Origin of the sequence: Cellulophaga sp. Hel_I_12 (assembly GCF_000799565.1) — a bacterium.
Classification (GTDB): domain Bacteria; phylum Bacteroidota; class Bacteroidia; order Flavobacteriales; family Flavobacteriaceae; genus Cellulophaga.
This window is the reverse complement of the sequence record NZ_JUHB01000001.1, coordinates 3829519-3856463: the sequence shown is the minus strand read 5'-3', so window position 1 is coordinate 3856463 and position 26945 is coordinate 3829519. Positions and strand designations below refer to the sequence as shown.

General features: G+C 35.2%; 21 protein-coding genes. 16 read left to right on the top strand and 5 right to left on the bottom strand.

Annotated elements, in window-relative coordinates:
• Positions 1 to 13: 13 nt before the first annotated feature.
• From GQ45_RS16770 to GQ45_RS16755, 4 genes are read right to left on the bottom strand one after another with little or no spacing between them, the layout of a single operon-like run.
• A complete protein-coding gene (locus GQ45_RS16770) occupies positions 14 to 1204 on the bottom strand; it encodes a molybdopterin molybdotransferase MoeA (RefSeq protein WP_047419754.1) in 1191 nt (396 codons plus the stop codon).
• Positions 1201 to 1971: a sulfite exporter TauE/SafE family protein gene (locus GQ45_RS16765; protein WP_047419753.1), complete on the bottom strand. Its 771-nt coding sequence runs from the start codon at positions 1969 to 1971 to the stop codon at positions 1201 to 1203. Before GQ45_RS16765 ends, GQ45_RS16770 begins: the two co-directional genes overlap by 4 nt.
• On the bottom strand, positions 1955 to 3028 hold the full coding sequence (locus tag GQ45_RS16760; RefSeq protein ID WP_047419752.1) for a HesA/MoeB/ThiF family protein: 1074 nt from the start codon (positions 3026 to 3028) through the stop codon (positions 1955 to 1957). The genes GQ45_RS16765 and GQ45_RS16760 overlap by 17 nt, the downstream gene beginning before the upstream one ends.
• Entirely contained in the window at positions 3021 to 3620 is a 600-nt protein-coding gene (locus GQ45_RS16755) for a molybdenum cofactor guanylyltransferase (protein ID WP_047419751.1), read from the bottom strand. Before GQ45_RS16755 ends, GQ45_RS16760 begins: the two co-directional genes overlap by 8 nt.
• A 274-nt stretch (positions 3621 to 3894) precedes the next feature.
• On the opposite strand from GQ45_RS16755, the gene GQ45_RS16750 reads away from it, so the two are divergent.
• The 14 genes from GQ45_RS16750 (at position 3895) to GQ45_RS16685 (ending at position 22464) form a co-directional block, all read left to right on the top strand.
• Positions 3895 to 4704, top strand: coding sequence for an RNA methyltransferase (locus tag GQ45_RS16750; RefSeq protein ID WP_047419750.1), 810 nt, complete (start codon positions 3895 to 3897; stop codon positions 4702 to 4704).
• A gap of 38 nt (positions 4705 to 4742) precedes the next feature.
• Positions 4743 to 5975 (top strand): M48 family metallopeptidase, encoded by a 1233-nt coding sequence (locus tag GQ45_RS16745; protein WP_047419749.1) that lies wholly within the window; start codon positions 4743 to 4745, stop codon positions 5973 to 5975.
• A 45-nt stretch (positions 5976 to 6020) separates the two neighbouring features.
• Positions 6021 to 8225 carry a bifunctional (p)ppGpp synthetase/guanosine-3',5'-bis(diphosphate) 3'-pyrophosphohydrolase gene (locus tag GQ45_RS16740; RefSeq protein ID WP_047419748.1) on the top strand — a complete coding sequence of 735 codons (2205 nt, stop codon included), beginning with the start codon at positions 6021 to 6023 and terminating at the stop codon, positions 8223 to 8225.
• A gap of 43 nt (positions 8226 to 8268) precedes the next feature.
• Positions 8269 to 8736, top strand: a complete 468-nt coding sequence (locus GQ45_RS16735; RefSeq protein ID WP_047419747.1) for a Fur family transcriptional regulator — start codon at positions 8269 to 8271, stop codon at positions 8734 to 8736.
• 13 nt (positions 8737 to 8749) lie between these two features.
• A complete protein-coding gene (locus tag GQ45_RS16730; RefSeq protein WP_047419746.1) occupies positions 8750 to 10024 on the top strand; it encodes an adenylosuccinate synthase in 1275 nt (424 codons plus the stop codon).
• Positions 10025 to 10162: 138 nt separating this feature from the next.
• On the top strand, positions 10163 to 11959 hold the full coding sequence (locus GQ45_RS16725) for an OstA-like protein (RefSeq protein ID WP_081980944.1): 1797 nt from the start codon (positions 10163 to 10165) through the stop codon (positions 11957 to 11959).
• A 1-nt stretch (position 11960) separates the two neighbouring features.
• Positions 11961 to 13154 (top strand): aspartate aminotransferase family protein, encoded by a 1194-nt coding sequence (locus GQ45_RS16720; protein WP_047419745.1) that lies wholly within the window; start codon positions 11961 to 11963, stop codon positions 13152 to 13154.
• A gap of 81 nt (positions 13155 to 13235) precedes the next feature.
• Entirely contained in the window at positions 13236 to 14636 is a 1401-nt protein-coding gene (locus GQ45_RS16715) for a lipopolysaccharide assembly protein LapB (protein WP_047419744.1), read from the top strand.
• A gap of 144 nt (positions 14637 to 14780) precedes the next feature.
• Complete coding sequence (locus GQ45_RS16710; protein ID WP_047419743.1) at positions 14781 to 15698, top strand: DUF368 domain-containing protein; 918 nt, start codon at positions 14781 to 14783, stop codon at positions 15696 to 15698.
• Positions 15699 to 15710: 12 nt separating this feature from the next.
• Positions 15711 to 16721 (top strand): DUF368 domain-containing protein, encoded by a 1011-nt coding sequence (locus GQ45_RS16705; protein WP_047419742.1) that lies wholly within the window; start codon positions 15711 to 15713, stop codon positions 16719 to 16721.
• Entirely contained in the window at positions 16702 to 17451 is a 750-nt protein-coding gene (locus GQ45_RS16700) for a shikimate dehydrogenase (protein WP_047419741.1), read from the top strand. Before GQ45_RS16705 ends, GQ45_RS16700 begins: the two co-directional genes overlap by 20 nt.
• Before the next feature lie 194 nt (positions 17452 to 17645).
• Complete coding sequence (locus GQ45_RS16695) at positions 17646 to 19685, top strand: DUF349 domain-containing protein (protein ID WP_047419740.1); 2040 nt, start codon at positions 17646 to 17648, stop codon at positions 19683 to 19685.
• Between the two features lie 189 nt (positions 19686 to 19874).
• The gene (locus GQ45_RS16690; RefSeq protein ID WP_047419739.1) at positions 19875 to 21209 is read left to right on the top strand and encodes a carboxypeptidase-like regulatory domain-containing protein; all 1335 of its coding nucleotides are present in this window, start codon (positions 19875 to 19877) and stop codon (positions 21207 to 21209) included.
• A 202-nt stretch (positions 21210 to 21411) separates the two neighbouring features.
• A complete protein-coding gene (locus GQ45_RS16685) occupies positions 21412 to 22464 on the top strand; it encodes an LD-carboxypeptidase (RefSeq protein WP_047419738.1) in 1053 nt (350 codons plus the stop codon).
• A gap of 198 nt (positions 22465 to 22662) precedes the next feature.
• Here GQ45_RS16685 and recQ read toward each other — a convergent pair whose 3' ends face one another.
• The gene (gene recQ, locus GQ45_RS16680) at positions 22663 to 24864 is read right to left on the bottom strand and encodes a DNA helicase RecQ (protein ID WP_047419737.1); all 2202 of its coding nucleotides are present in this window, start codon (positions 24862 to 24864) and stop codon (positions 22663 to 22665) included.
• Between the two features lie 190 nt (positions 24865 to 25054).
• Here recQ and GQ45_RS16675 point away from each other — a divergent pair, with 190 nt between their 5' ends.
• Positions 25055 to 26020, top strand: a complete 966-nt coding sequence (locus tag GQ45_RS16675; protein ID WP_047419736.1) for an SIS domain-containing protein — start codon at positions 25055 to 25057, stop codon at positions 26018 to 26020.
• Positions 26020 to 26865 carry a twin-arginine translocase subunit TatC gene (gene tatC / locus GQ45_RS16670; RefSeq protein ID WP_047419735.1) on the top strand — a complete coding sequence of 282 codons (846 nt, stop codon included), beginning with the start codon at positions 26020 to 26022 and terminating at the stop codon, positions 26863 to 26865. The genes GQ45_RS16675 and tatC overlap by 1 nt, the downstream gene beginning before the upstream one ends.
• Positions 26866 to 26945 lie beyond the last annotated feature (80 nt).

Here is a 26945-nt window from a genome sequence, read left to right as displayed (position 1 = left end):
AATTGATGCTTTTTTATTTCGTACCCACAAAAACCACTAATGCTTCTTTTTCATAGGCTGTGTCTTTGTGCGGCAAACAAATGAAGCCATCCGCTTCAGAAAGGCTAGTTAAATCTCCAGAGCCATTATTGGCAATAATGGATGCATACAAGGAACCATTTTCCCAATACGTTTTTACAAGATGAAATAGCATCATTCCAGTGTTATTTGATACAGTTTCATCTATTTTTACAAACTGGTCGCCATAGCCGATACCAATAGAATTTTTAAACCATGGCAAAAAATAACTATGGTAATTGACAAACGTAGAAACAGGATTTCCGGGAAATGAAAAAACCAAAGTTTGTAGGTTGTCATGAATTCCAAACCAAAAAGGTTTTCCGGGGCGTTGCAACACTTTATGAAAAACTTTCTCTACGCCTAAATCATCCATGACTTCGGGTATAAAATCAAACTTACCTTTTGACACCCCTCCGCTTAATAACAAAACATCATGTTCTTTTAGTGCTTTTTTAATTTTCTTAGTTATCGTTTTTTTATTATCTGAAATATGCATGTGCCTGGCGCTTACATGCTCTGCGCTTAATGCTGCTTGTAGTGATATAACATTTGAAGTCCTAATTTGATGTGGCTTTGGTGTTTCTGATACTGCCACGAGTTCATTTCCAGTAGAAATAACAAGCACCTTCGGTAATTTTGTGACCCTAACTTTTCGCTTACCCACCGAGGCTAAAATACCAATTTCTGCCGGCGTTATTTTTAGTCCTTTTTCTAAAAGCGCAGTACCTTTTAATTTGTCTGCGCCCTGGATATGGATGTTCTGACCCACTTCCGGAACACTTAAAATAGTAGCAAAACCATCCTTAATTTCAATATCCTCATACATAATAATGGTATCTGTATTTTGAGGCAATACCGCTCCTGTCATTATCTCTAAACAATTGGCAGTATTTTGAAGTTCGCTCTGAGGCATTCCAGCGCCCACAACAGCTTCAATTTTATAGGTGTTTGTTCCATTTTCGAAGCTTGAAAAATTTATGGCAATTCCATCTTTTGTAGCGCGATGAAAGGGAGGAAAATCGCGATCTGCGTGAATTGTTTCTGCAAGAACTCTGCAATTACTTTTTAATAAGGGAACAGACTCAACACCGTATTCTTTGGCATAAAGCATCACTCTTCTAAAAGCTTCGTCATATGTTATCATAATACTTCTAATCCGTTTTTTAATAATACTCTTAAACCAACGACTAAAACTAGCAGTGCCGTTACTCTTTTAATACCGTTGGGCGTCAATTTTTTTAAGCTAATTCTAATGCCCAATTGCCCCCCTAAAAAAACAACGATTATTAAAATAATAGCCTCTTTCCAGGGCAAAACCAAGGTGCCTGCATGAAACAAACCTACCAAACCTGAAACCGAATTTACCAAAATAAAAAAACTGGCCAAAGCCGCAATTTTTATGGGAAGACTCCATTTAAAATGATTTAAAATAGGGGCTAGAAAAATACCCCCTCCAATGCCCACCAAACCTGATAATAAACCAATAGCCCCCCCTATACTATAACTAAAATAAGACGGATAATTTTTTATAGCTGAGCTTGTTTTACGAAAGGTTTGCCATGCCAAGGCCAAGGCTGAAATGATTAAAGAAATCCCTAGAATGACAAAAAACACATTTTCACTTAATGTAAAGCTAGCCCCAACATAGGCCAAAGGAATACTAGTAACAACAAATGGGAGAAAGTCTTTGAGCTTCGCATGACCGTGTTTAAAATACAAATAGGTACTGGTACTCACTACCACTAAATTACACAGTAAAGCAATGGAGCGTATGACAAAAAAACTCGCAAAAAATAAGGTCAACAAAGCCAAATAACTAGAGCCTCCACCAAAACCAACCGAAGAGTATAAGGTAGCCACAACAAAAAACCCTAAACAAAGCAATATTAAGTTTTCAGTGCTTAGCATCATAGCGCTTAAATTTTTGAATACCTCCTACAACATTGATAAAATTTGTTTGGGGAAAGTACTTTTCTAAAATTAAAATTGCCTGTTGGCTTCTTTTTCCTGAAGCACAAAGTACATATATTTCTTGGGAGACATCTAATTCAGTTGGCTTGTTTTCTAAATCAGAAAGTGGAATATGAATGGTATTTTCTAAATGAAATTCTTGAAATTCCTCTGCGGTTCGCACATCTACTACTTGAATCGATTTTTTGCCTAAAATTAATTCAAAGCTATGCGCATCAATCGTCGAAAAGCTAGTGGCACAATCAAAACCGTAATGCTGTTTTAATTGGCTTATTTCTAAATTTTCAGGTACTTTTTTAAAGCTTATTTTTTGATAATTTTGTTGCAAGGCATCGAAAAGTAATAATTTTCCAGCAAGCACTTTCCCTATTCCTGTGATCACTTTCACAACTTCTAAGGCTTGTAAATTCCCGATAATTCCAGGGATAACTCCTAGAACGCCATTTTCATCACAATTAGGAACAGTATTCGCTTTTGGTAAGTCAGGGAATAAACAACGATAGGTGGGACCCTCATTGTAATTAAAAACACTTACTTGCCCTTCAAAACCGTGTAGTGCCCCATACACAAAAGGTTTCTTTAAAATAACACAAGTATCATTTACTAAATACCGTGTACCAAAATTGTCAGAGGCATCGACGACCAAATCATACAAACTAATGAGCGCTAAGGCATTTTTTGTGGTCAGTAATTCATAATGCTTAATTAGGGTGGTTTCAGAATTTTGAGCCTTTAAAACTTTGGTTAAAACATCTACTTTTAGTTTTCCAACATCCGATTCACGATAAGCCACTTGGCGTTGTAAATTAGATATGTTAACGACATCGTCATCGATGATACCGAGTGTTCCCACGCCCATAGCATTTAAATACGTCAGTACCGGAATTCCTAAACCTCCAGCGCCAACGACCAAAACTTTAGCATTGAAAAGCTTTTCTTGTGCTTTTTCACCAAATTGTGCAAGTTGAATTTGCCTTGAATATCGATTGCTATTCATAACTACTCACTAATTTAAGGGCATGTACATACTCTGATTCGGAATTAGCGTTTAAAAGTACGTTGTCATCCTTCGGAAAAACAAGTTCCACATCATGGTGAACTAAAAATTTGCGAGGACCGGTACCCTGTTCACTTTTTTTAAAATCTAGTGCTCGTGATAGCCCTTTTGCCTCCCAAATAGCCGCTAAGGGTTCTGGTAGCGGATTCTCCTTTAAAGCAAAAGCAGTGGCTAATTTAGACCTATTCCGTTTTGAAATTAGGACTTCCAAGGCCTCAATTTTCATCAGCGGCAAATCGCAGGCTAGAACTAACCAAGCTACTTTTGGGTGTTTTTTATGCGCTGAAAGTATCCCATTAAAAGGACCACTAAACTCATCCTCGTCTGCGATAAATTCAAATTTTTTAGAAACCTCATCCAATTGATTTGGGCGGATACTTAAAAAAGTTTTGTTGCATACTTTAGCTAACAAATCATAAACATACTCTCGTTGAGGTTTGTTGTGATAAGTAATTAATCCTTTGTCCGTTCCCATTCGGATGCTTTTACCGCCAGAAAGTACTAAACCATATAATGTATCTGGGAAAATCATTTTCAATAAACTTTTTATCTGATGCAGTACTTATAAATTTTTCGAAAAATGGTACGCCTTATAGGGTACAATAGGTTTCTAAAATTTTGCTTTTAAAATTAAGGTAGAAAGTTAAGGATAATGCTTGGCAATAAAAACTGAAAATTGCCAAATGTTTAACGGAGACTTTCTGTAGATTTTGTTATACTTTTGACTTTCAAGGATACAGCTGGTAAATAAAATGAAAAACGCATTGTTTTTTATAAAATTTATTTTGGTAGTCATTTAGTAAAGCATGAACAGGTATAAAGAAATAAGTAGCTTACAAAACCCATTAATTAAAAAGGTTTTAGTCCTAAAAGATAAGTCGCGTGAACGTAAAAAAACAGGTGAATTTATTTTAGAAGGACTACGAGAATTTCAATTAGCCTTAAAAGCTAATTATGATATTAAAACTGTTTTTTTTAATGAAGCCATCCTCTCTAGCGATCAATTAGAAAAAATCATTCCGCTTGATCATGGCGAACTAGAAGTCATTAAAGTTTCTAAAGACGTTTATCAAAAAATAGCCTATCGAGAAACGACTGAAGGTATCATCGCTTTGGTAAAAAGTAAATCGCACCTACTATCCGATTTAAAATTTAAAAATAAAAATCCGCTTATTCTAGTGGCTGATGCCACCGAAAAACCAGGTAACTTGGGTGCTATATTACGAACTGCCGATGCCGCTAGACTAGATGCGGTGCTTATAGTCAATCCCAAAGGCGACCTCTATAACCCCAACATCATTCGTTCCAGTGTAGGTTGTATTTTCACTAATGCTATAGCAACAGGAAGCACAGAAGAGGTGATTGCTTTTTTAAAAGAAAATAAAATTTTTATCTATTGCGCAGCACTTACAGCCTCAGAAAATTATTCGAAAATTGACTACACAAAAGCTAGTGCTATTGTCGTAGGCACCGAATCAACTGGTTTACCTATAGAATGGCTTGAAAGCAGTACTCAAAATATCATCATTCCTATGGAAGGCGAAATAGACTCTATGAATGTGTCGGTCTCCGCCGCAATAATTATCTTTGAAGCCAAAAGACAACGAGCTATGTAGCTCGATGGCCACACGAACCAAACCAAACCATCACGCTAATGAATACGCAAGTTTTATTTTATATCATCATTACGATTCTTACACTTCAATTTATTATTGAAACCTATTTAGAGTATCTAAATGCAAAACATTATAAAGATGCCATTCCCAATGAATTAAACGATGTTTATGATTCTGAAGCCTATCAAAAATCACAAGAATACAAACAAACGAATTATAATTTCGGGGTACTAACCTCAGCCTTCTCTTTTGTACTTACCCTATCCTTTTTGCTATTTGGTGGTTTTGAATGGATAGATGCACTGGCTAGAAATTTGTCGGATAACCCAATAGTAATCGCTTTAACTTTTTTTGGAATAATTATGATTGGCAGCGATATTCTCACGACACCATTTTCATACTATGCCACCTTTGTGATTGAAGAAAAATACGGCTTTAACAAGTCTACCAAAAAATTATTTATCCTTGACAAAGTAAAAGGATGGTTGATGACGGCGCTATTGGGAGGAACAATTTTGACCTTAATACTTTGGTTTTTTGAATGGGCTGGTACTAATTTTTGGATGTATGCTTGGCTCCTAGTAACTGGTTTTACCTTAATCATGAACCTATTTTACAGTAGATTAATTGTTCCCCTATTTAATAAACAAACCCCGCTAGAAGAAGGCACTTTAAAAAGTAAAATAGAACATTATGCCGCTACAGTGGGTTTCGAGTTGCGCAATATTTTTATCATAGATGGTTCTAAACGCTCGACGAAAGCCAATGCCTATTTCTCAGGATTTGGCAAACAAAAAAGGGTAACGCTCTACGATACATTAGTCAACGATTTAAGTGAAGATGAAGTTGTCGCTGTTTTAGCCCATGAAGTTGGGCATTATAAACGAAATCATATTGTATTTAATTTAGTTGCCTCAATTATTCTTACAGGATTTACCCTGTTTATTTTGTCACTTTTTATAAATACACCAGAGGTATCTTTGGTCATTGGGGTACAACAAGCTAGTTTTCATGCGGCCTTAATTGGCTTTGGAATTTTGTACAGTCCTATTTCTGAAATTACTGGATTGATGATGAACTTTATGTCTCGTAAATTTGAATACGAGGCTGATGATTATGCAAAATTTACTTTTGCCGCGTCTCCCTTAATCTCTTCGCTAAAAAAATTATCAAAAAATAGTTTGAGCAATCTAACACCACATCCTGCCTATGTATTTATGCATTATTCACACCCAACCTTACTAGAAAGAATAAAAAATTTAAAGGCATAATTTTTGTAACTTAGTATAGCTATTATAGTATACGTACCATTTATGATGACCGAAGAAGCTTTAGAAAAAGAAAACAAACAAATTGCCAAGCAATACAAAGAGTTATTACGCATAAGCTACCAAACACTAAGCGACGATGATAAAAAATTAATTCGGACTGCTTTTGATGTTGCGGTTGATGCGCATAAAGATCAGCGGAGAAAATCTGGTGAAGCCTACATATTTCATCCTATTGCTGTAGCTAAAATTGTAGCTTCTGAAATTGGCTTAGATGCTGTCTCTATCGCTTCTGCCCTACTCCACGATGTGGTAGAAGACACTGAATATACTTTAGATGACATCGAGCGCATGTTCGGTGAAACTGTTGCGCGAATTGTTGACGGACTTACAAAAATTGCCCACCTGAAAAAAGATATGAACATATCGCAACAGGCTGAGAATTTTAGAAAAATGCTTTTGACCTTAAATGACGATATTCGGGTTATCATTATCAAAATCGCAGATCGGTACCACAATATGCTCACGATGGACTCCATGCCAGAGCATAAACAAGTAAAGATAGCTTCAGAGACCTTATATATTTACGCACCGCTTGCCCATAGAATTGGATTATATAATATTAAAACAGAATTAGAAGATTTAAGTTTAAAATATACAGAGCCCGAAGTCTACAATGATATTCTTGGTAAAATTGAAGAAACTAAGGAGGAACAAAAACAATATATTGAAGATTTTTCGGCGATCATCAGCGATTCTCTAGATAAGGAAGGGTTGAACTACACGATAAAAGGCAGGATGAAGTCTATTTATTCTATCCGAAGAAAAATGGTTACTCAAAACGTGACCTTTGATGAAATTTATGACAAATTTGCGCTTCGTATCATTTATAAGTCTGATAAACCAAACGAAAAGTTCCTGGCTTGGAAAATTTACTCTATTGTCACAGACCATTTCACACCCAACCCAGTGCGCTTACGCGATTGGATTTCTTCGCCTAAATCTACAGGCTATGAAGCCTTGCACATTACCGTAATGGGACCTTTAGGGAAATGGGTGGAAGTTCAAATACGCAGCGAACGCATGCACGAAATTGCAGAAAAAGGATACGCAGCACATTACAAATACAAACATGGCAACCAAAAAGAAATTGGGATTGAAGAATGGCTCAATAAACTACAGGAAGCCTTAGAAAATGCAAATACCAACGCCGTAGATTTCGTTGAGGAATTTAAATTAAATCTTTACGCCAAAGAAATATTTGTGTTTACCCCTCAGGGTGAGTTAAAGTCGCTACCGAAAAATTCGACCCCATTAGATTTTGCATTCAACATACATACCGAAGTTGGGATGCATACCCGTGGTGCCAAGGTAAATGGCAAACTTGTACCTTTAAATACCACATTGCAGAGCGGTGACCAAGTAGAAATCATCACTTCTGAAAGCGCTCAACCTAATCAAAATTGGTTAGACTATGCCACTACTGCTAGGGCGAGATCAAAAATAAAATCGGTTTTAAGAGAAGAAAAAAAGAGTGTTGCCCTTGAAGGTAAAGAGGTATTAAGAAGGAAATTAAAATCCCAAAAAATAAATTTCAGCGAGGATACCATCAATAAAATGGTGATTTATTTTAAATTAAAAACAAGTCTAGATTTGTTTTACAGGGTGGGTATTGGGACCATAGACAATCAAAAAATAAAAGAATTTGCTTCGTCTTACAGCAACGCATTTATTAGTTTTTTCAAAAATAAAATAAGAAGACAGCAAACTCCTGGTGAAATTGATAAAGAAGAAATTACGTCAAAATTTGATGTTTTAGTATTTGGAAAAGAAGAAGAAAAACTACCCTACAAGTTATCGCCTTGCTGCAACCCTATTCCAGGAGATGAAGTTTTTGGTTTTGTAAGTATTAACGAAGGCATTAAGGTGCATTCAAAAAATTGTCCGAATGCCATTGCGCTGCAGTCCAATTACGCCTACCGTATTATGTCTGCGAAATGGATTGACTCGAGCCAACAAGAATTTACCTCTGAAATTAACTTAACAGGTATTGATAATCTAGGTTTGGTAAGTAAAATAACAGAAGTAATTTCAGGAAATATGCATGTAAATATGCGAAATATTAATTTTAGTACGGATGGGGGTACTTTTAAAGGAAAAATTACAGTTGTGGTCAAAAACAATGAGATTCTTAAAAAAGTTATCAACAATTTAAAGAGCATCAATGGCATTGATAAAGTCAGTAGAATTTAAATTTTAGCTGTACATTTGTAACCTGATTGATGCAAAAGTTCTCATGAGCAATAACAAGAACCAAGACATCGTAAAAAATGTCTTTACCACTTTTTTAGAAGAAAACGGGCACAGAAAAACACCTGAACGCTATGCTATACTTCAAGAAATATACGCTAGTGAAGATCATTTTGATATAGAAAGTCTCTACATTAAAATGAAAAACAAAAATTACAGGGTAAGCCGAGCCACCTTATACAATACTATTGAAATTTTATTAGATTGTAAATTGGTTCGAAAACATCAGTTTGGCAAAAATCAGGCACAATACGAAAAATCCTATTTTGATAGGCAGCACGATCATGTAATTTTGACCGATACGGGTGAAGTTATCGAATTTTGCGATCCTAGAATTCAATCTATAAAAAAAACCATAGAAGAGGTTTTTGATATCACCATTAGCAACCACTCGCTATACTTCTACGGAACAAAGAATAAAAACGAGCACAAAGAAGAAATTAAAAACAACTAAGCAAATTACAAGAATGGCAGTAGATTTACTACTTGGGCTTCAATGGGGAGACGAAGGAAAAGGAAAAATTGTTGATGTATTAACTAAAAACTATGACATTATCGCCCGGTTTCAAGGGGGGCCTAATGCTGGTCATACCTTAGAATTTGACGGTATAAAACATGTGTTACACACCATACCATCGGGTATTTTTCATAAAGGCGCTATCAATATTGTTGGGAACGGTGTCGTTATAGATCCTGTTATTTTTCAAAAGGAATTAGCGAACCTAAAGAAATTTAATTTAGATATCCCATCAATCCTATTCATTTCTAGAAAAGCGCACTTAATTTTACCCACACATCGCTTGCTTGATGCTGCCTCAGAAGCTGCAAAAGGTAAAGCAAAGATAGGTTCTACCTTAAAAGGTATTGGTCCAACGTATATGGACAAAACCGGAAGAAATGGGATGCGCGTTGGTGATTTAGAATTAAGTGATTGGAAAGAGAAGTACCGTCATTTAGCGGATAAACACGAAGCGATGATTGGTTTTTATAATGTAGATGTTCAGTATGATTTGCACGAATTAGAAGCTGATTTTTTCAAATCGGTTGAGGAGTTAAAAAAACTGACCTTTATCGATAGCGAAGAATACCTATTCAAAGCACAAAAAGAAGGTAAAAAAATATTAGCAGAGGGCGCCCAAGGTTCTTTATTAGATATTGATTTTGGCACCTATCCTTTTGTCACCTCCTCAAACACTACAGCCGCTGGTGCATGCACTGGTTTGGGCGTTGCCCCGAACCAAATTGGTGAGGTAAAAGGAATTTTTAAAGCCTATACCACACGCGTTGGTAGCGGTCCGTTTCCAACAGAGCTTTTTGATGCTGATGGAGAAACCATGGGACGTGTAGGGAACGAATTTGGCGCTACTACAGGCAGACCAAGACGTTGCGGCTGGTTAGATTTAGTAGCGCTGAAATATGCTGTTCAGATTAATGGTGTTACCGAATTAATGATGATGAAAGGCGATGTGTTAAGTGGTTTTAAAAAACTAAAAGTATGCACGGCTTACCATTATAAAGGAGAAAAAATAACCCATTTTCCTTACAATATTGAATCAGAAAGTGTGACGCCTATTTACACTGAAATGGAGGGTTGGGAAGAAGACTTAACAAAAATGAGTGCAGCCAGTGAATTACCTGCGGCGCTAAACGATTATATACATTTTCTTGAAAAAGAATTGGAAGTGCCTATTAAAATAGTTTCTGTAGGGCCTGATAGAAAGCAGACCATTTATCGCAACTAAATTAAGAATCATTTACCTACATCTAAAAAGCTACTCTCGAGTAGCTTTCTTTTTATTTGGCGCACAGATTTACTAAAATTATCCCAATCTGCTTTTGACTGCTTGAAAATTCGCTATTTTTGGACAAAAATAAAATAGGTGTATAAAACCCTCTACTTTTTACTTACGCTTGCTATTGTTACTTCTAGTTTTGGGCAGGTTAAACCGGCTGAAGGCAAGCAAATAAATATTGTTTACGGAGGTTCGTTTAGTAAAGATGAAGCTCAATATCCTGGCGCCTCTATTTTCAGCAAGGATGAAAGACAAGTACAATTTGAGCATCAAGGAGCTGATTTATGGTGCGATATTGCTATCTTTTATCAAAAGGAGAATCGTCTAAAAGCTATAGGAAACATTCGTTTACAGCAAGGCGATTCGATTCAAATGACAAGTGGCAAAATAGATTACGACGGGAATACAAAACTCGCCAAAGCATGGCAAAGTGTGATCTTAGAACAAAATCCAGGTATGCGTCTAGAAACCGATACCTTGCGTTTTGACCGTGAAAACCAAGAAGCCTATTACAAAGATTTCGGGACCGTTATCGACTCTGTAAACACACTGACTAGCCAAATTGGTCGCTATTATATGGAAACTAAAAAATATCAATTTTTAGATAGTGTCCATATTGATAATCCAGAATACATTTTAGATTCAAAGCAGTTAGATTATTATACCAATTCTAAAAATGCCTACATGTACGGGCCATCTACTATAACCGGTGAAACCTATAAAATTTACTGCGAAAGAGGCTTTTATGACACTAAAGTAGAAAGTGGCTATGGCATTAAGAACACTAGAATTGACTACAATAACCGAATAATTGTTGGTGATAGCGTGTATTTCAATAAAGCAAATGAATTTGCTTCTGCCACCAACAATATCAAAATCACGGATACCATTAATAAAGGTATTTTAAGAGCCCATTACGCAGAAGTTTTTAAAGCACAAGATTCGGTTTTTGCCACCAGAAGAGCAGTTGCTGTGAGTTTAGTAGAAAAAGATTCGCTCTATATGCATGGTGACACCTTAATGATTACCGGTGTTCCTGACAAAAGAATTGTAAGAGCCTTTAGAAATGCAAAATTTTTTAAAACAGATTTAAGCGGTAAGGCAGACTCTATACATATAGATCAAGCTACAGGATTAACAAAATTGATTGGAAAAAAAATTCCTGTCGTGGCAAAAGAAAAAGACTGGCCGAAGTTTTATCCTATAATTTGGAATGGTGAAAACCAGATGACTGGTGATACTATTCATTTATTATCAAATGTAGAAACAGAAAAATTAGATTCCCTTAAAGTGTTACAAAACGCCTTTATCGTTTCGTTAGATACCGTCGGAAAAACAGGGTATAACCAAGCAAAAGGCATTAATTTATTCGGAAAATTTTTCGAGAATGAGCTCAAAGAGGTAGATTTAATTAGCAACACCGAAGTGGTTTATTGGATGTATAACGACGATCAAGAACTCATCGGTATCAATAAAACCCTGTGCAGTAAAATCAATATTACCTTTGCAAATAATGATGTAGAAGATTTAACTTTTTTTGTTGAACCAGACGGCACTATTTTCACCGAAACGAATTTAGAAGAAGAATTTAGAATTTTAAAAGGTATGGTTTGGCGTGGCGATGAACGAATTTTAACTAAGGATGCTATTTTTGACGAGGATGATAACAATTTAACCTTAGTGGTTATTCGCGGTATAGAAAACCCCATAGATATCGATGCCGAAGAAGCAGAACGAAGCAAAAATATTTCTGATCCCATTAACCAGAAAACACAAAATTTAGCGCCCAAAAAAGGCGCTGCTAAACCCAAAGTAACGGCTCCCAAAGAACCAGAACTTAAGGAAGATATATCGAACACCATCTTAAAAAAGTCGAATAATTAGTATGAAAACCGACTTTTATAAACACCAAGCTCAAACCACACCGCACCCTTTAGCACTGGAAATTTCGCATGCTAAAGGCTCTTATATTTATGATACTCACGGTAATGCCCATTTAGATTTTGTGGCAGGCGTATCGGCTTGTAGTTTGGGACATTGCCACCCAAAAGTCACTCAAGCCATTAAAGATCAGCTAGATCAGTATGCCCATGTCATGGTTTATGGGGAATATATTCAAAAGCCAGCAGTTGCTTATACCAAACTATTAGCCTCACACCTACCCGAAAGCCTACAGACCACCTATTTAGTTAATTCAGGAACAGAAGCCATTGAAGGGGCATTAAAATTGGCACGTAGAGCTACAGGAAGAACCGAATTAATTGCTGCGAACCATGCCTATCACGGCAATACTATGGGCAGCTTAAGTGTCATGGGATTTGAGGAGCGAAAAGCCGTATTTAGACCTTTAATTCCGGATGTACGCTTCATTACTTTTAACAAGGAAGAAGACATCCAAAAAATTACAGATAAAACCGCTGGTGTACTTTTAGAAACAATACAAGGCGGCGCTGGGTTTATTGAACCTGAAAATGGCTACCTCTCGAAAATTAGAAAACGTTGTACCGAAGTTGGTGCCTTATTAATTTTAGATGAAATTCAACCTGGATTTGGACGCACAGGAAAGCTGTTTGCTTTTGAACATTATAATTGTATTCCTGATATTTTAGTGATTGGAAAAGGAATGGCAGGTGGTTTACCTGCAGGGGCATTTGTGGCCTCACAAAGCTTAATGCAAACCTTGCAAGACAGTCCTAAATTAGGTCATATTACGACCTTTGGTGGCCATCCTGTAATTGCCGCAGCAAGTTTGGCAACCTTAAAAGAAATTACAGAAACTACCTTAATGGCTCAAACTTTACAAAAGGAAGCGCTCTTTAGAAGGTATTTAAAACATAAATTCATTCAAGAAATACGAGGTAAAGGTCTCATGTTAGCTTTAATAATGGATCGTAGCGAGATGGCAGACTTTTTGGTTTTAACCGCTGCAAAGCAAAATTTAATTCTTTTTTGGCTGCTTTTTGAACCTAGAGCTGTGCGCATTTCTCCGCCATTAACCATTTCTAATGAAGAGATTAAAGTAGGCTGTGAGCAAATCATCAGTATTTTAAATCACCACACCTCAGAACTTGTTAACTAATTTGTTAATAATATAGCTACACACGGAGGTAATAGACCACCTCAAAATCTTACTTTTAAAATAATTGAAAAATAAAGGCCAATGGCATTAGATGCAGAGGAAAGACCTAGCCAACCCATAACCAAGTTTGAATCCATGTTAAAGACAGATGATGTCTATTTCTTTGATTCAGAAGATTTTGAAGACATTATACACCATTATTTAAATAATGGAAAAATTTCTTTGGCTAAAAAAGCAATAAAAATTGGACTACAACAACATCCTAATTCTATAGAACTTAAATTGTTGCATGTCGAGGTTTTGGTGTTTGAAGATAAGCTTGAAGCGGCACAAAACTTGTTAGACGAACTTCAAATTATAGCACATTCTAACGAAGAAATTTACATTCAAAGAGCTAATATCCACTCAAAAAAGAACAACCATCCCGAAGCCGTTAAATTGTTAGAACGTGCATTAGAACTTACAGATGACACCTTTGATATTTATGCTCTCCTGGGTATGGAGTATTTATTTATGGATGATTTTGAAATGGCTAAGAAGAGCTTCATGAAATGTGTAGATTTTGATGAGGAGGATTATTCCTCACTTTACAATGTGATTTATTGCTTTGAGTTTTTAGAAGATTTTGATGGTGCCATAAGTTACCTGAATGATTATTTAGAAAAGAATCCTTACAGTGAAGTTGCTTGGCACCAACTTGGAAAACAGTATTTTTCCAAAAAGAAGTACAAAAAAGCGCTAACCGCTTATGATTTCGCAATTATATCTGATGATACTTTTTTAGGCGCCTATTTTGAAAAAGGAAAAGTACTTGAAAAATTGGGTAAGTACAATGAAGCTATTGAAAATTACGAAACTACCATAAGTATCGAGGATCCTACATCACATGCCTATTTAAGAATAGGCAAATGCCATGAGAAATTAGGGAATATCGAAATGGCAAAATACCACTATTACCAAACAGTCCATGAAGACCCCCTATTAGACAAGGGTTGGTTGGCCATTACTGATTTTTATTTCCGCTTAAATAATTACCAAAAAGCTGGGTATTATATTAATAAGGCCTTAAACATTGATGCCGAAAATCCACGCTATTGGAAAAAATGCGGTAAAATAAAAAATGCTTTAAAAAAGTATGATGAAGCTGATTATGCGTATAAGCAAGCCATTGATTTTGGTGATTATGACTTAGACACTTGGTTGCATTGGGCGGCCGTAGTGGTAAAAAACAAAGAATACAGTGCCGCTATCGAAATTTTAAAGCAAGGAAGGGAGTTTCATCCTGAAGAAGCTTCTATTTTATTTCAACTGTCGGGTCTTTACAGTTTAGTGCTTAATAACGAAAGAGCCAAGGTTTTGTTAGCCGAAGCCATTATTTTAGATGCCGATGGTCTTCCTGATTTTCAAATAAATTACCCTAAGTTTTGTGAAACAGATTGGGTGAAGATGATCCTAAAAGAATATAAAAAGACTTCCAAATAAAAAAAGTATTTTTGTCCACTACTTTCGCTATTTTCTATGAAAAAACCCCAATTAGGTTTGTTTCTTGAATGGTCCAATTTTGAAGGTATAAAATAATATACGGGAACAAAAAGTACCTAAATAGATCAGTGAATTTTTATTGGAATGAGAAACAGAAACTTACTACAGTATTTTTTTATTACTTTGAAAGGCCTAGCCATGGGAGCAGCAGATGTAGTTCCTGGTGTTTCAGGTGGTACCATAGCTTTTATATCAGGAATTTATGAAGAGTTGATCACCTCTATCAACAATATTAATGTATCGCTTTTCAAAACCTTAAAAAGGGATGGTTTTAAAGCTTTTTGGACACAATTAAATGGTCCATTTTTACTGGCTCTTTTTACGGGCATCGCCATAAGTGTACTTTCTTTAGCCAAAGGTATTAGTTGGTTACTAATACACCAACCTATTCTTTTATGGTCGTTTTTTTTCGGCTTGGTCCTTGCCAGCATTTTTTTTGTAGGGAAATCTATAGAAAAATGGAATCTAGCGGCAGTGCTATTTTTTGCTATAGGGGCGGTATTGGCGTACTACATCACTACATTACCGCCTGCTGAGAATACTGAAAGTTTACCGTTTTTATTCTTTTCTGGGGCGCTAGCCATATGCGCTATGATTTTACCAGGCATATCAGGTGCTTTTATTTTAGTGCTTTTAGGTTCTTATAAGGTAATTCTTGAAGCTGTTCATGAAAGAGATTTAAAAATAGTTGTCACTGTAGGTTTTGGCGCTATTTTTGGCCTGTTGAGTTTTGCTAAAGTTTTAAAATGGCTATTTAACAGCTACAAAAACATCACCTTAGCCGTGCTCACTGGTTTTATTTTAGGTTCTTTACCCAAAATATGGCCTTGGAAAAAGGTGTTAGAAACCAAAATTTTTGGCGATAAAATAATTACGATAAAAGAACAAAGTATTTCTCCTTTCACTTTCGAGGGCGATAATCAATTATTATTTGCCATATTGCTGGCTTTAGTGGGTTTTTCCCTTATTTTTATCCTAGAAAAATCTGCTTCGAAAAAATAAGCACAACTTTTTATGTACGAAACTCGAACATCCTCAGATAAGTTTTGGCTTGTTATCAAAGGCTTGTTCATGGGTGCTGCGAATAAAGTACCTGGGGTTTCTGGCGGTATTGTTGCCTATGTGGCTGGTTTCTACGAAGAATTTATTTATTCCCTACAAAAAGTAAACAGCAAAGCTTTTAAACTTTTCTTTAATGGTCGTTTTAAAAGTTTTTACCGCTATACAAATCTACAATTTTTAAGTCTTTTAATTTTCGGCATGCTTGTGAGTTATTTTAGCATCTCTAAAATATTAGATTACTTTCTAGTGCAAAAAGAACTTTTTGTTTGGTCGGCATTTTTCGGAATGATTTTAGGCTCTATCTATTACATTTCAAAAGATTTTAATCACTGGAATAAAAAAACATATACCGCCGGTTTTATTGGTTTAGTATTGGGAATTGCGATTAGCTTTTTAAATCCTGCAAAAGAAAATACCAATTTAATTTTTATCTTTTTTTGTGGTATCATTAGCGTTTCTGGCATGACTTTACCTGGACTTTCTGGTTCGTTTATACTGATTCTTCTAGGCAATTATGTATTGCTTTTGGTGGATTCAGTAAATGCGTTGTATGATACTTTTGCGGAAGTGATTACGGGCGATTTTAGCTTTATAAAAAACGAAAAAAGAGTAAACACCTTAACCATTTTAGCCGTATTTACCTCAGGATCAGCAGTTGGTTTGGTCACGTTGTCACACGTATTATCGTATTTATTAAAACACTTTAAGCACGTTACTAATGCCCTAATTATTGGTTTTATTACAGGGTCGTTGGGCGTGGTATGGCCGTGGAAAAAAACCATTTTCAAAACAGGAGAAAATGGAAGGTTAATCTTAGACTCAAGTCAGAACCCAATTATTGTTAATTACGAACGTTACTTTCCAAATTTTTCAAGTTTAGAAACATGGTGGGCATTTTTCTTTATTATTTTTGGAGTTGGTATTCTTTTAGGTTTAGATTGGTATGGAAAAAGAAAAAAATAACATTCGCTACGGATTAATTGGAAAAAATATTGAATACTCATTTTCGCGAGCGCACTTTACTCAAAAATTCAAAGATTTAAAACTAGAAAACCACAGCTACGAGAATTTTGATTTTCAAGATATTAACGAGCTGACAGCCCTTTTAAAAAACAACCAAAACATCCAAGGTTTTAATGTGACCATCCCTTACAAGGTAGCAGTGATTTCATTGCTATCGGCCTTAGACATTACGGCTCAGGAAATCGGCGCAGTGAATACTATAAAAATTACTTCCACAGGATTAAAAGGCTATAATACAGATTATTATGGATTTCAAAAAGCCATTGAACCTATTTTAAAAAAACACCATACCCATGCCTTAATTTTAGGTACAGGTGGAGCGTCCAAAGCAGTGGCATATGTATTTAAACGCCTAGGCATGTTTTATTCCTATGTATCTAGAAGTGCTCATAAAGATCATTTGACCTACACTGATTTAACTCAAGAAGTTTTAGCCAAATATACCGTAATTGTAAACTGTACCCCATTAGGTACTTTTCCAAATATTGATCATAAACCAGACATTCCGTACGGCTTTATCACTGACAAACACATTCTTTTTGATTTAATTTACAATCCCGTAAAAACAGCTTTTTTGTCAGCAGGAGAAGCACAAGGAGCACAAATAAAAAACGGAGAAAAAATGTTAGCCTTACAAGCCGAAAAAGCTTGGGAAATCTGGCATAGTTAATTTTAATTTTACGAAACACTTCCCCGCTCCCTAAAACTAAAAACAACTTTTTTTTGCCTTGAAATGCTAGTGTATTTTATATTTCATTTTTTAGTTTTTTTCTTTTTTTAAAGAAGTTTGCTTTATTTTTTTGAAGTTCACAAGCTTGTTACTATCTTACCCTAGAAATAGGCTAACAGCCGAATACGTACAAAATGTTGGACGAGAAAGATGATACACTACAGAATAACGGTAGTAATGACCAAACTATAACATCAAAAGGAGATAGTAGAGAAGAGTCAGAAATAGACAAGACAGAAGCTACTGGCAACGAAACTGTTAACGAGGAAAAAACAGCAGAAAATAAACCAGAAGTAGACAAGAAACCCAATGACGAACTACTAAATGAAATAGATGATTCTAATGCAGAGGATGCTGAAGACACGGATAACCATCAACGTCATGTGATTCCTGTATTAGATTACCATGCCCTATCTATGGAAAATTTAGTGGGAGAATTGCAACGATTGGTCAAAAATGAAAAAGTACAGGCCATAAAAAAGCATGTAGATGGCATTAAATATGAATTTGATTTAAAGTTTCAAGAGTTTATAGACCAGAAAAAAGAAGAGTTTATAGAAAATGGAGGTCAAGAAATAGACTTTAAGTATAATTCGGTGACCAAAAGACAATACAACGAGGTTTATTCGGAGTATCGCGAAAAAAGAAATCAATATTATAAAAGTTTAGAAAAATCTCTAAAAGATAATCTTGAAAATAGACTTCAAATTATTGAAGATTTAAAAGGCTTGGTTACTATTGAAGAGGATATAAACACCACGTACAAAAGCTTTAAAGACCTTCAAGAAAGCTGGCGACAAGCGGGTCCTATCCCCCGAAATAATTATAATGATGTTTGGCGCACATACCATCATCACATTGAAATTTTTTATGATTTTTTACATTTAAATAGAGAGCTTCGAGATTTAGATTTTAAAAGAAATTTAGAAGAAAAAGAAAAACTGGCTGATCGAGCGGAGGCATTAGAAAAAGTAGAAGATTTAAACACTGCTTTTCAAGAATTACAAACATTACATAAAATCTGGAAAGAAGACATAGGCCCTGTCGACAAACAACACCGCGAAGCAATTTGGGAACGGTTTAGCAATGCCACAAAAGCCCTACACAATAGAAGACAAGATTATTATGCCGAAATAGAAAAAACGTATGAAGTAAATCTTGTTAAGAAAACCGAAATTATAGCATCAATAGATGCCATTACGGCTAAAGTAGCCAATAATCACAAAGGGCTACAGCAACAAATAAAAGAAATAGAAATCCTAAGAAATGAATTCTTTGGCGCCGGTAAAGTACCTCAAAAAGTCAATGAAAAAACGTGGGCTACTTTTAAAAATAGTGTTCGTGCCTTCAATAGAAAAAAGAACAATTTTTATAAAGACCAAAAGAAAGAGCAACAGGATAATTTAGATAAAAAAAGAGCACTTTTAGATTTAGCCTTACGTTTAAAAGATAGCGAAAATTCAGCAGATGTAACTTCAGAAATGAAGCGAATTCAAAATGAATGGAAACAGATAGGGCATGTACCTAGAAAATATTCTGATAAAATTTGGAAACAGTTTAAGGACGCTTGTAATCATTATTTTAACAAACTACATGCAAGTAAAAATGAAGCGCAAAAAGAAGAATTGGAAAACTTTGAGCAAAAAAATAAGTGTTTAGAACGCTTACAAGCCTTTACATTATCTGGAGAAAGAACCAAAGATCTAGAAGCTATTAAAGGATTTATTGGGGAGTGGAAAACATACGGAAGAGTGCCCTTCAATAAAAAAAATATCAATGTTAAGTTCAATAAAATTTTAGATGTTTTATTTAAAAAATTAGATATTGACCGAAAAGAGGGTGAATTACTAAAATACGGAAACAAAATAGAACAACTATCACAAAACGAGGATACAGAACTAGCCTTACAACGGGAGCGTACGTTTATCAGACGAAAAATAGATGAATGTAAAAATGAAGTTCGACAATTTGAAACTAATTTACAATTTTTCTCAAATGCTTCGGAAGATAGCCCTGTTGTTAAAGACGTGATAAAGAAAATCAACGTCCACAAGGAAGAATTAGCTACGTGGAAAGCAAAACTTAAAAAGCTTAACATCTTTAAACATACCCTTACTAAAGAGTCTGAGGAGGACGCTGAAAAACTAAATGATGATGCGGATAATGAGGTTTAGATAAAATAAAAAACCAATCCCTTAAAATCCACGATCCTTCTTATGAAGCGTCGTGGATTTTTTTTTGAACAAAAGTCACAGCAAAAATTCACGAGCTAAAAAAAGTTAAATATTAGATAATGTACTAGGTTGTCCCCCTATTTTTCATTAACTTAACCCTAAAAAAAAGCAAACATATCTTATAGTATCATGAAACAAACAACGATAAATACCTCAAAAAAATCCTTCGTAGCAGCATGTATAATGCTCGTACTTGGGTCTACAGCATCACTAAATGCTGCTATAGTTCAAGATCAAGTTTCTCAAAATGAAACCTATATTCAATTTAAAGGAAAAGTTGTAGATGCCACATCTAATAAAGAGTTGGTTTTTGCGACAATTTCTATAGAAAATTCGAATATCAGCACCGTTTCTAACACGGAAGGGGAATTTTCCTTAAAGGTACCTTCAAGCCTTAAAAATGGCACTGTTAGTGTTAGTTTTTTAGGGTATAAAACTAAGGGGATTTCGTTAGCAGACCTGAAAGAATCCTATAATACGATAGCGCTAGAAACTTCTGTTCTTCAACTTTCAGAAGTGAATATTATAGTGCCTAAAAATGCAGAGGAATTAGTGAGAGAAACCTTTAAGAAAAAAGGTCAAAATTATTTTGAAGATCCTACACTGATGACTGCGTTTTACAGAGAGACGATACGTAAAAGACGTAAAAATGTATCTTTGTCCGAAGCCGTGGTAAATATTCATAAAGCAGGGTATTCTTCCAACCAAAGAGATGATGTAGAACTTTATAAGGCGCGCAAGAGTACCGATTATGACAAACTAGATACCCTAGCCCTAAAGTTACAAGGTGGTCCATTCAATGCGCTATTTGTAGACATCATGAAATATCCAGAATATGTATTTACACCAGAAACCTTGTCGTTCTACAATTACTCTTTTGACCGCTCCGCAAGAATAAACGATCAATTAATTTATGTCATCAACTTTTCACAAAAAGAAAATCAAACAGATCAGCTTTACGAAGGGCAATTATTTATCGATGCTGAAAAGAAAATTTTAACCAGTGCTATTTTTAATTTGAACATTACGGACAAATATGAAGCTTCACGTATGTTTGTGAGAAAAAAACCAGCAAAAGCAAATGTTTTCCCGACTGAAGTGGCCTATAGAGTCGATTACAGAGAAAAAGATAACAAATGGTATTACGGGTATAGCAATGTTATGTTAGAGTTTAAAATTAATTGGGATGACCGTTTATTCAACACCGTTTACAGCATGACCTGTGAGATGGCAGTTACCGATTGGGAGAAAAACTTAAATGATCGCTTAAAGAACAAAGAAAAATTGCGAAAAAGTATTATTTTAAGTGATGAAGCTATTGGGTTTTCAGATCCTGATTTTTGGGGAGAATACAATATTATAGAGCCAGAGAAATCTATCGAATCAGCTATCAAAAAAATTCAAAAACAACTTAAGAAAGATAAAATTGGGGGAACTGTTGCGATTGCCGATCCAAAACCTTGATTTTATAGTATATGGATATTAATTTTTGAAAATTAAATGTAGTGTTGGTTCTATGGTTTTGTTTTTAGACCAGAATTACATAAGGTAATTAATGACCACACTTTTTGGTGACAAATTTTGAAAAATGGGCCTAAACTTAAACTATATTTTTTAGTTTAAGTTTAGGTCCATTTTTTTTATCTTGGTTTAAAATATAACATTTATGAAGACCCGTAGACATTTTTTTAGAAATCTTTTTGGGGTATCTACTGTATCACTATTTCCATTTTCTACAGTGGCGCGTATAATTGAAGCGCCACATCATTTAATGACCATAAAGCCTAATAGGCTCAAAATAGGTGACACCATTGGACTTATAGCGCCAGCTTCAGCAATTAAAGAAGATGTTTTAGAAGCTGCAAAAGAAACACTTCGAAGTTTGGGTTTTATTCCGTACCATACGCATCGAATTTTAGGTAATCACGGTTACTTTAGCAATACCGACGAAGAAAGAGCAACTGATCTCAACGAAATGTTTGCTAATCCTAATGTACATGGTATTTTATGTGCACGTGGTGGCTATGGCTGTACACGAATTATGCAAAGTATTGATTATGACCTTATAAAAAAAAATCCAAAAGTATTGCTTGGTTTTAGTGATATTACAGCACTAGCCAATGGAATTTACAAAAAAACTGGCCTAATTACATTTCATGGACCGGTTGGTAGTACTTTAAACAATGAATACAGTATTGAGCAACTGGAGAATATATTGATCACTCCAAAAGATAACCTTCGTATAGAAAATGTATCCTTAGACGATACTCAAATGAAAGATTCTGAATTTGAGCGCTATACCATAAATTCTGGCAAAGCTACAGGCAAACTAGTGGGAGGTAGCTTAACATTAATTACAGCAATGATTGGCACCCCACATGAAATAGATTTTACGGGTACTATTGTTTGTATTGAAGATGTGGAAGAAGCACCGTACCGGATGGATCGAATGCTAACGCAACTTCTGGAGGGACCAACTTTTAAAAAAGCTGCTGCCGTTATGCTTGGGGTGTCAAAGGGATGTGACAAACCACCAAAACCGGATGGTTTCACCTTAAAAGAAGTAATGATCGATAGGATAAAGCCTCTGAATATTCCTGCCGCTTACGGGATGAGTTTTGGCCACGTTGACCACAATTTTACAATTCCCATTGGCATTGCAGCTACTTTCGATGCAGATGCCATGACCTTAGATTTATTGGAAACGGCCGTGAAATAAATGAATCTACCATAATGCGAAAATCGTATGGTAACAACAATATTGACATAAAAAGTAGGCCATTGGCCTTGAGCAGTCAAAATATTTTGGAACCGCTAAAATTGCTACACTTCAAAAAATTCCTATTGCCTGCTATTGAATACCTTTGTTTTTTGTAATCCAAAAAGCTAGGGTTCCCGAACTATTGAATAGATACATTTAATTCGCCACTTCGCTTATAAATTTAATTCTGAATAAGCGCAATTCTTCATCTTCGTAATCCCCCTCAAATTCATCAATGGCAGCATCAATACCGTCGGTTTCAGCTTCTAGAAAATAATCGTGAAGTTCTTCTTGCTGATCTTCATCTAAAATATCGTCAATCCAATAGCTAATGTTTAGTTTGGTTCCACTATACACAATCTGCTCCATTTCTTTAATTAATTCAGGAATCGCTAAGCCCTTTGCGGAAGCAATATCATCTAAAGGTAATTTTCGATCTACATTCTGAATCACATATAATTTTAAAGCAGAATTAGCGCCTGTGCTTTTAACAATCAAATCATCAGGGCGAATAATATCGTTCTCCTCGACATAGTTTTTGATAAACGCTATAAATGGTTTCCCGTACTTTTTAGCTTTTCCATCACCAACCCCATGAATATTAACGAGTTCATCAATGGTAATTGGATATTTTAAAGCCATGTCTTGTAAAGAAGGATCTTGAAAAATAACAAAGGGAGGCACTCCCAGTTTTTTTCCTTCTTTTTTTCTTAAATCCATTAAAATTTTTAATAGTTTTTCATCAGCGACACCTCCACTCGTTTTAGCAGCACTAACAATAGCATCATCAGTTTCTTGATTGTAGACATGATCTTTAGTCATCATAAAAGAAACTGGCTTTTTTAAATAGGCCTTCCCTTCCTCTGTGACATGCAAAATACCATATTGTTCTATTTCTTTGCGCAATAAGCCTGCAACCAAAGCTTGACGCACTAAAGCCATCCAGTACTCTTTGTCTTTATCCTTACCAACACCAAAAAAATCTTTTCCTTCGAGTTTATGTGAGGCAATTAAAGCATTGGTTTTTCCTATCAATACTTTTACGACTTCTTTTGATTTAAACTTTTCGGCTGTGCCTTGTACTACTTGAATCACCTTTACTAAATCGTCTTTAGCTTCTTGCTTTTCTTTAGGGTTTCTGGTATTGTCATCCATTAAAGCCCCGTCTCCATGTATCTCATCAAAATATTCCCCAAAATAATGTAGAATAAATTTTCTACGCGACATAGATGTTTCTGCATAGGCCACCATTTCTTGTAAAAGCGCATTGCCAATTTCTTGTTCTGCAACGGGCTTACCAGACATGAACTTTTCTAGTTTCTCAATATCTTTATAGGAATAAAAAGCCAAACAATGACCTTCTCCCCCATCTCTGCCGGCTCTCCCTGTTTCTTGATAATAACTTTCTATGCTTTTCGGAATGTCATGATGTATCACAAATCGAACATCGGGTTTATCAATACCCATTCCGAAAGCGATTGTGGCAATAACCACATCAACATCTTCCATCAAAAACATATCTTGATATTTAGATCTTGTTTTGGTATCAAAACCAGCATGGTAAGGCACTGCACTCACACCATTTACTTGTAAAACCTGAGCTAACTCTTCTACTTTTTTTCTACTTAAACAATAAATAATACCCGATTTTCCTGAATTTTGTTTTACAAATCGGATAATATCAGATTCTATGTTTTTTGTTTTAGGTCGAACTTCATAATAAAGATTAGGTCGATTAAAAGACGCCTTAAAAAGAGAGGCATCAGGAATACCTAAGTTTTTTATAATATCTTCTTGAACTTTAGGCGTTGCAGTTGCCGTTAGCGCCATGATAGGAATATTTTCTCCTAATTTACTGATGATATGCTTTAAATTACGATATTCAGGTCTAAAATCATGGCCCCATTCTGAAATGCAATGGGCTTCATCGATAGCCACAAATGAAACCTTCACAGATTGTAAAAAATCTACGTATTCGTCTTTCGTTAATGATTCTGGAGCTACATATAGTAGTTTCGTTATACCACTTGTAATATCGCTCTTTACTTGTTTTATTTCCGTTTTTGTCAAGGAAGAATTTAAAACATGCGCCACACCTATTTCTGAGGAAACACCGCGGATAGCATCAACCTGATTTTTCATTAATGCGATAAGTGGAGATACAACTATGGCTGTACCTTCTTGCATTAAAGCCGGTAACTGATAGCAGAGCGATTTTCCACCTCCTGTTGGCATAATTACAAAAGAATTTTTACCCTCCAGAATGGTTTTCATAACTCCCTCTTGAAGTCCTTTAAACTTAGAAAAACCGAAATATTTTTTTAGTGAAGAATGTAAATCAATTTCATTCGTACTCATAATGGTATGTACTATTTATATATTTTTGTTGCTGATTTTCAGGATCAGTGATTCATTCAAATTTAAGATAAAAAACAAATTTTTATATTACAGAATATTACGTCTTCTAAAAACATTAAGTTTACGTAATTTTGTAACTAAATATAACACATTCTTTTAGCAATACCATCAAATAATTGATTTTATTACATTGAAAAACAATTCGACAATACTCAACATTGCCAGAAACACTATCGAAAATGAAGCAAAAGCGATACAGCACTTAGCGACACTTTTAGATACTACATTTGCAGATGCCGTTACTCATATTTTAAATTCCTCAGGAAGAGTTGTTATTTCAGGCATTGGAAAAAGTGCCATCATCGCTTCAAAAATAGTAGCTACCTTAAATTCTACCGGCACACCTGCTATATTTATGCATGCCGCTGATGCTATTCATGGCGATTTAGGTACTATTCAAGAGCATGACACGGTGATTTGTATTTCAAAAAGTGGGAATACCCCTGAAATTAAAATGTTAGTTCCCTTAATTAAAAAAGGAGGCAACACCTTAATTGGCATAACCGGAAATCTAGACTCTGCATTGGCAAAACAATCAGACTATGTTTTAAATAGTTTTGTAGAAAAAGAAGCATGTCCAAATAATTTAGCACCAACCACCAGTACAACAGCACAGTTAGTTTTGGGTGATGCATTAGCTATATGCCTTTTAGAACTTCGCGGCTTTAGCAGTAAAGATTTTGCTAAGTATCATCCTGGTGGCTCCTTAGGAAAAAGACTTTACCTTCGTGTTTGTGATATTGCACAAAATAATATGAAACCACAGGTAGACCTCAACGCCGATGTAAAAGAAGTGATTATTGAAATCTCTGAAAAAATGCTAGGAGTTACCGCTGTCCTTGAAAATAACAAAGTTGTAGGTATTGTCACCGATGGTGATATTCGAAGAATGCTCAAAAAATATGATGAAATAAAAGGACTCAAAGCGAAAGATATTATGAGTCCTCATCCAAAAACTATAGCACACACTATGCTTGCCGTAAAAGCGCTAGAATTAATGCAATCTGAAGGAATTTCACAACTCCTCGCCATGGAAAACGAGACCTATATGGGCATAGTACATTTACACAATTTAATCAACGAAGGAATACTATAATGGCAAAGAAAAAAACAACGGAAGAGATGTCTTTCTTAGATCATTTAGAGGAGTTACGTTGGCACTTAATACGATCAACACTTGCGATTTTAATTATTGGTTCGGCTGCTTTTGCCTTTAGCAAAATTATTTTTGATAAGATTATTTTTGCCCCCACACGAATGGATTTTCCTACCTATAAATTCTTTTGTAGTATCGCGACATATTTTGGGTTTGATTCTGATTTCTGTGCAGAATCTTTACCTTTTACCATACAAAGTAGAACAATGGCTGGGCAATTTTCTGCCGATATTTGGACTTCTGTTTGGGCTGGATTTATTATCGCTTTTCCATATGTACTCTATGAGATTTGGAAGTTTATCAGTCCTGGTTTATATGAAAAAGAACGTAAAAACTCAAGAGGCTTTATCATTATCGCCTCATTTCTATTCTTTTTAGGAGTATTATTTGGCTATTATGTGGTAGCGCCATTATCGATTAACTTCTTAGGGACTTATTCTATTAGCGATGTGGTGACCAATGAGTTTGATATTGGTTCCTATATATCCACATTAAGAGCATCCGTTATTGCCTGTGGAATTATTTTTGAGCTGCCGATTATCATTTACTTTTTAACTAAGATTGGTTTGGTAACGCCGGCTATTCTTAAGAAGTATCGCAAAATTGCCTTGGTAGTCGTTTTAATATTATCTGCTATCATTACGCCTCCAGATGTTGCAAGTCAAATTGTTGTAGCCATTCCTATTATATTTTTATACCAGATCAGTATTTATATTTCTGGTTACGTATTGCGAAAAGAAGCAAAAAGAGAAGCTAAATTAAAAAAGAAAGCTGCGTCAAAATAGTAGAGCGCTAAAGAGTAAGAAGGTTAAATTTTAGTAAATTAATTGAGCAGCACTATAATTTACCTTAGTTTTGAATTTAG

Coding starts and splice junctions, on each gene's coding strand:
- GQ45_RS16770 (WP_047419754.1), bottom strand. CDS start 1,204: ATGATAACATATGACGAAGCTTTTAGAAGAGTGATGCTTTATGCCAAA.
- GQ45_RS16765 (WP_047419753.1), bottom strand. CDS start 1,971: ATGATGCTAAGCACTGAAAACTTAATATTGCTTTGTTTAGGGTTTTTT.
- GQ45_RS16760 (WP_047419752.1), bottom strand. CDS start 3,028: ATGAATAGCAATCGATATTCAAGGCAAATTCAACTTGCACAATTTGGT.
- GQ45_RS16755 (WP_047419751.1), bottom strand. CDS start 3,620: ATGATTTTCCCAGATACATTATATGGTTTAGTACTTTCTGGCGGTAAA.
- GQ45_RS16750 (WP_047419750.1), top strand. CDS start 3,895: ATGAACAGGTATAAAGAAATAAGTAGCTTACAAAACCCATTAATTAAA.
- GQ45_RS16745 (WP_047419749.1), top strand. CDS start 4,743: ATGAATACGCAAGTTTTATTTTATATCATCATTACGATTCTTACACTT.
- GQ45_RS16740 (WP_047419748.1), top strand. CDS start 6,021: ATGACCGAAGAAGCTTTAGAAAAAGAAAACAAACAAATTGCCAAGCAA.
- GQ45_RS16735 (WP_047419747.1), top strand. CDS start 8,269: ATGAGCAATAACAAGAACCAAGACATCGTAAAAAATGTCTTTACCACT.
- GQ45_RS16730 (WP_047419746.1), top strand. CDS start 8,750: ATGGCAGTAGATTTACTACTTGGGCTTCAATGGGGAGACGAAGGAAAA.
- GQ45_RS16720 (WP_047419745.1), top strand. CDS start 11,961: ATGAAAACCGACTTTTATAAACACCAAGCTCAAACCACACCGCACCCT.
- GQ45_RS16715 (WP_047419744.1), top strand. CDS start 13,236: ATGGCATTAGATGCAGAGGAAAGACCTAGCCAACCCATAACCAAGTTT.
- GQ45_RS16710 (WP_047419743.1), top strand. CDS start 14,781: ATGAGAAACAGAAACTTACTACAGTATTTTTTTATTACTTTGAAAGGC.
- GQ45_RS16705 (WP_047419742.1), top strand. CDS start 15,711: ATGTACGAAACTCGAACATCCTCAGATAAGTTTTGGCTTGTTATCAAA.
- GQ45_RS16700 (WP_047419741.1), top strand. CDS start 16,702: ATGGAAAAAGAAAAAAATAACATTCGCTACGGATTAATTGGAAAAAAT.
- GQ45_RS16695 (WP_047419740.1), top strand. CDS start 17,646: ATGTTGGACGAGAAAGATGATACACTACAGAATAACGGTAGTAATGAC.
- GQ45_RS16690 (WP_047419739.1), top strand. CDS start 19,875: ATGAAACAAACAACGATAAATACCTCAAAAAAATCCTTCGTAGCAGCA.
- GQ45_RS16685 (WP_047419738.1), top strand. CDS start 21,412: ATGAAGACCCGTAGACATTTTTTTAGAAATCTTTTTGGGGTATCTACT.
- recQ (WP_047419737.1), bottom strand. CDS start 24,864: ATGAGTACGAATGAAATTGATTTACATTCTTCACTAAAAAAATATTTC.
- tatC (WP_047419735.1), top strand. CDS start 26,020: ATGGCAAAGAAAAAAACAACGGAAGAGATGTCTTTCTTAGATCATTTA.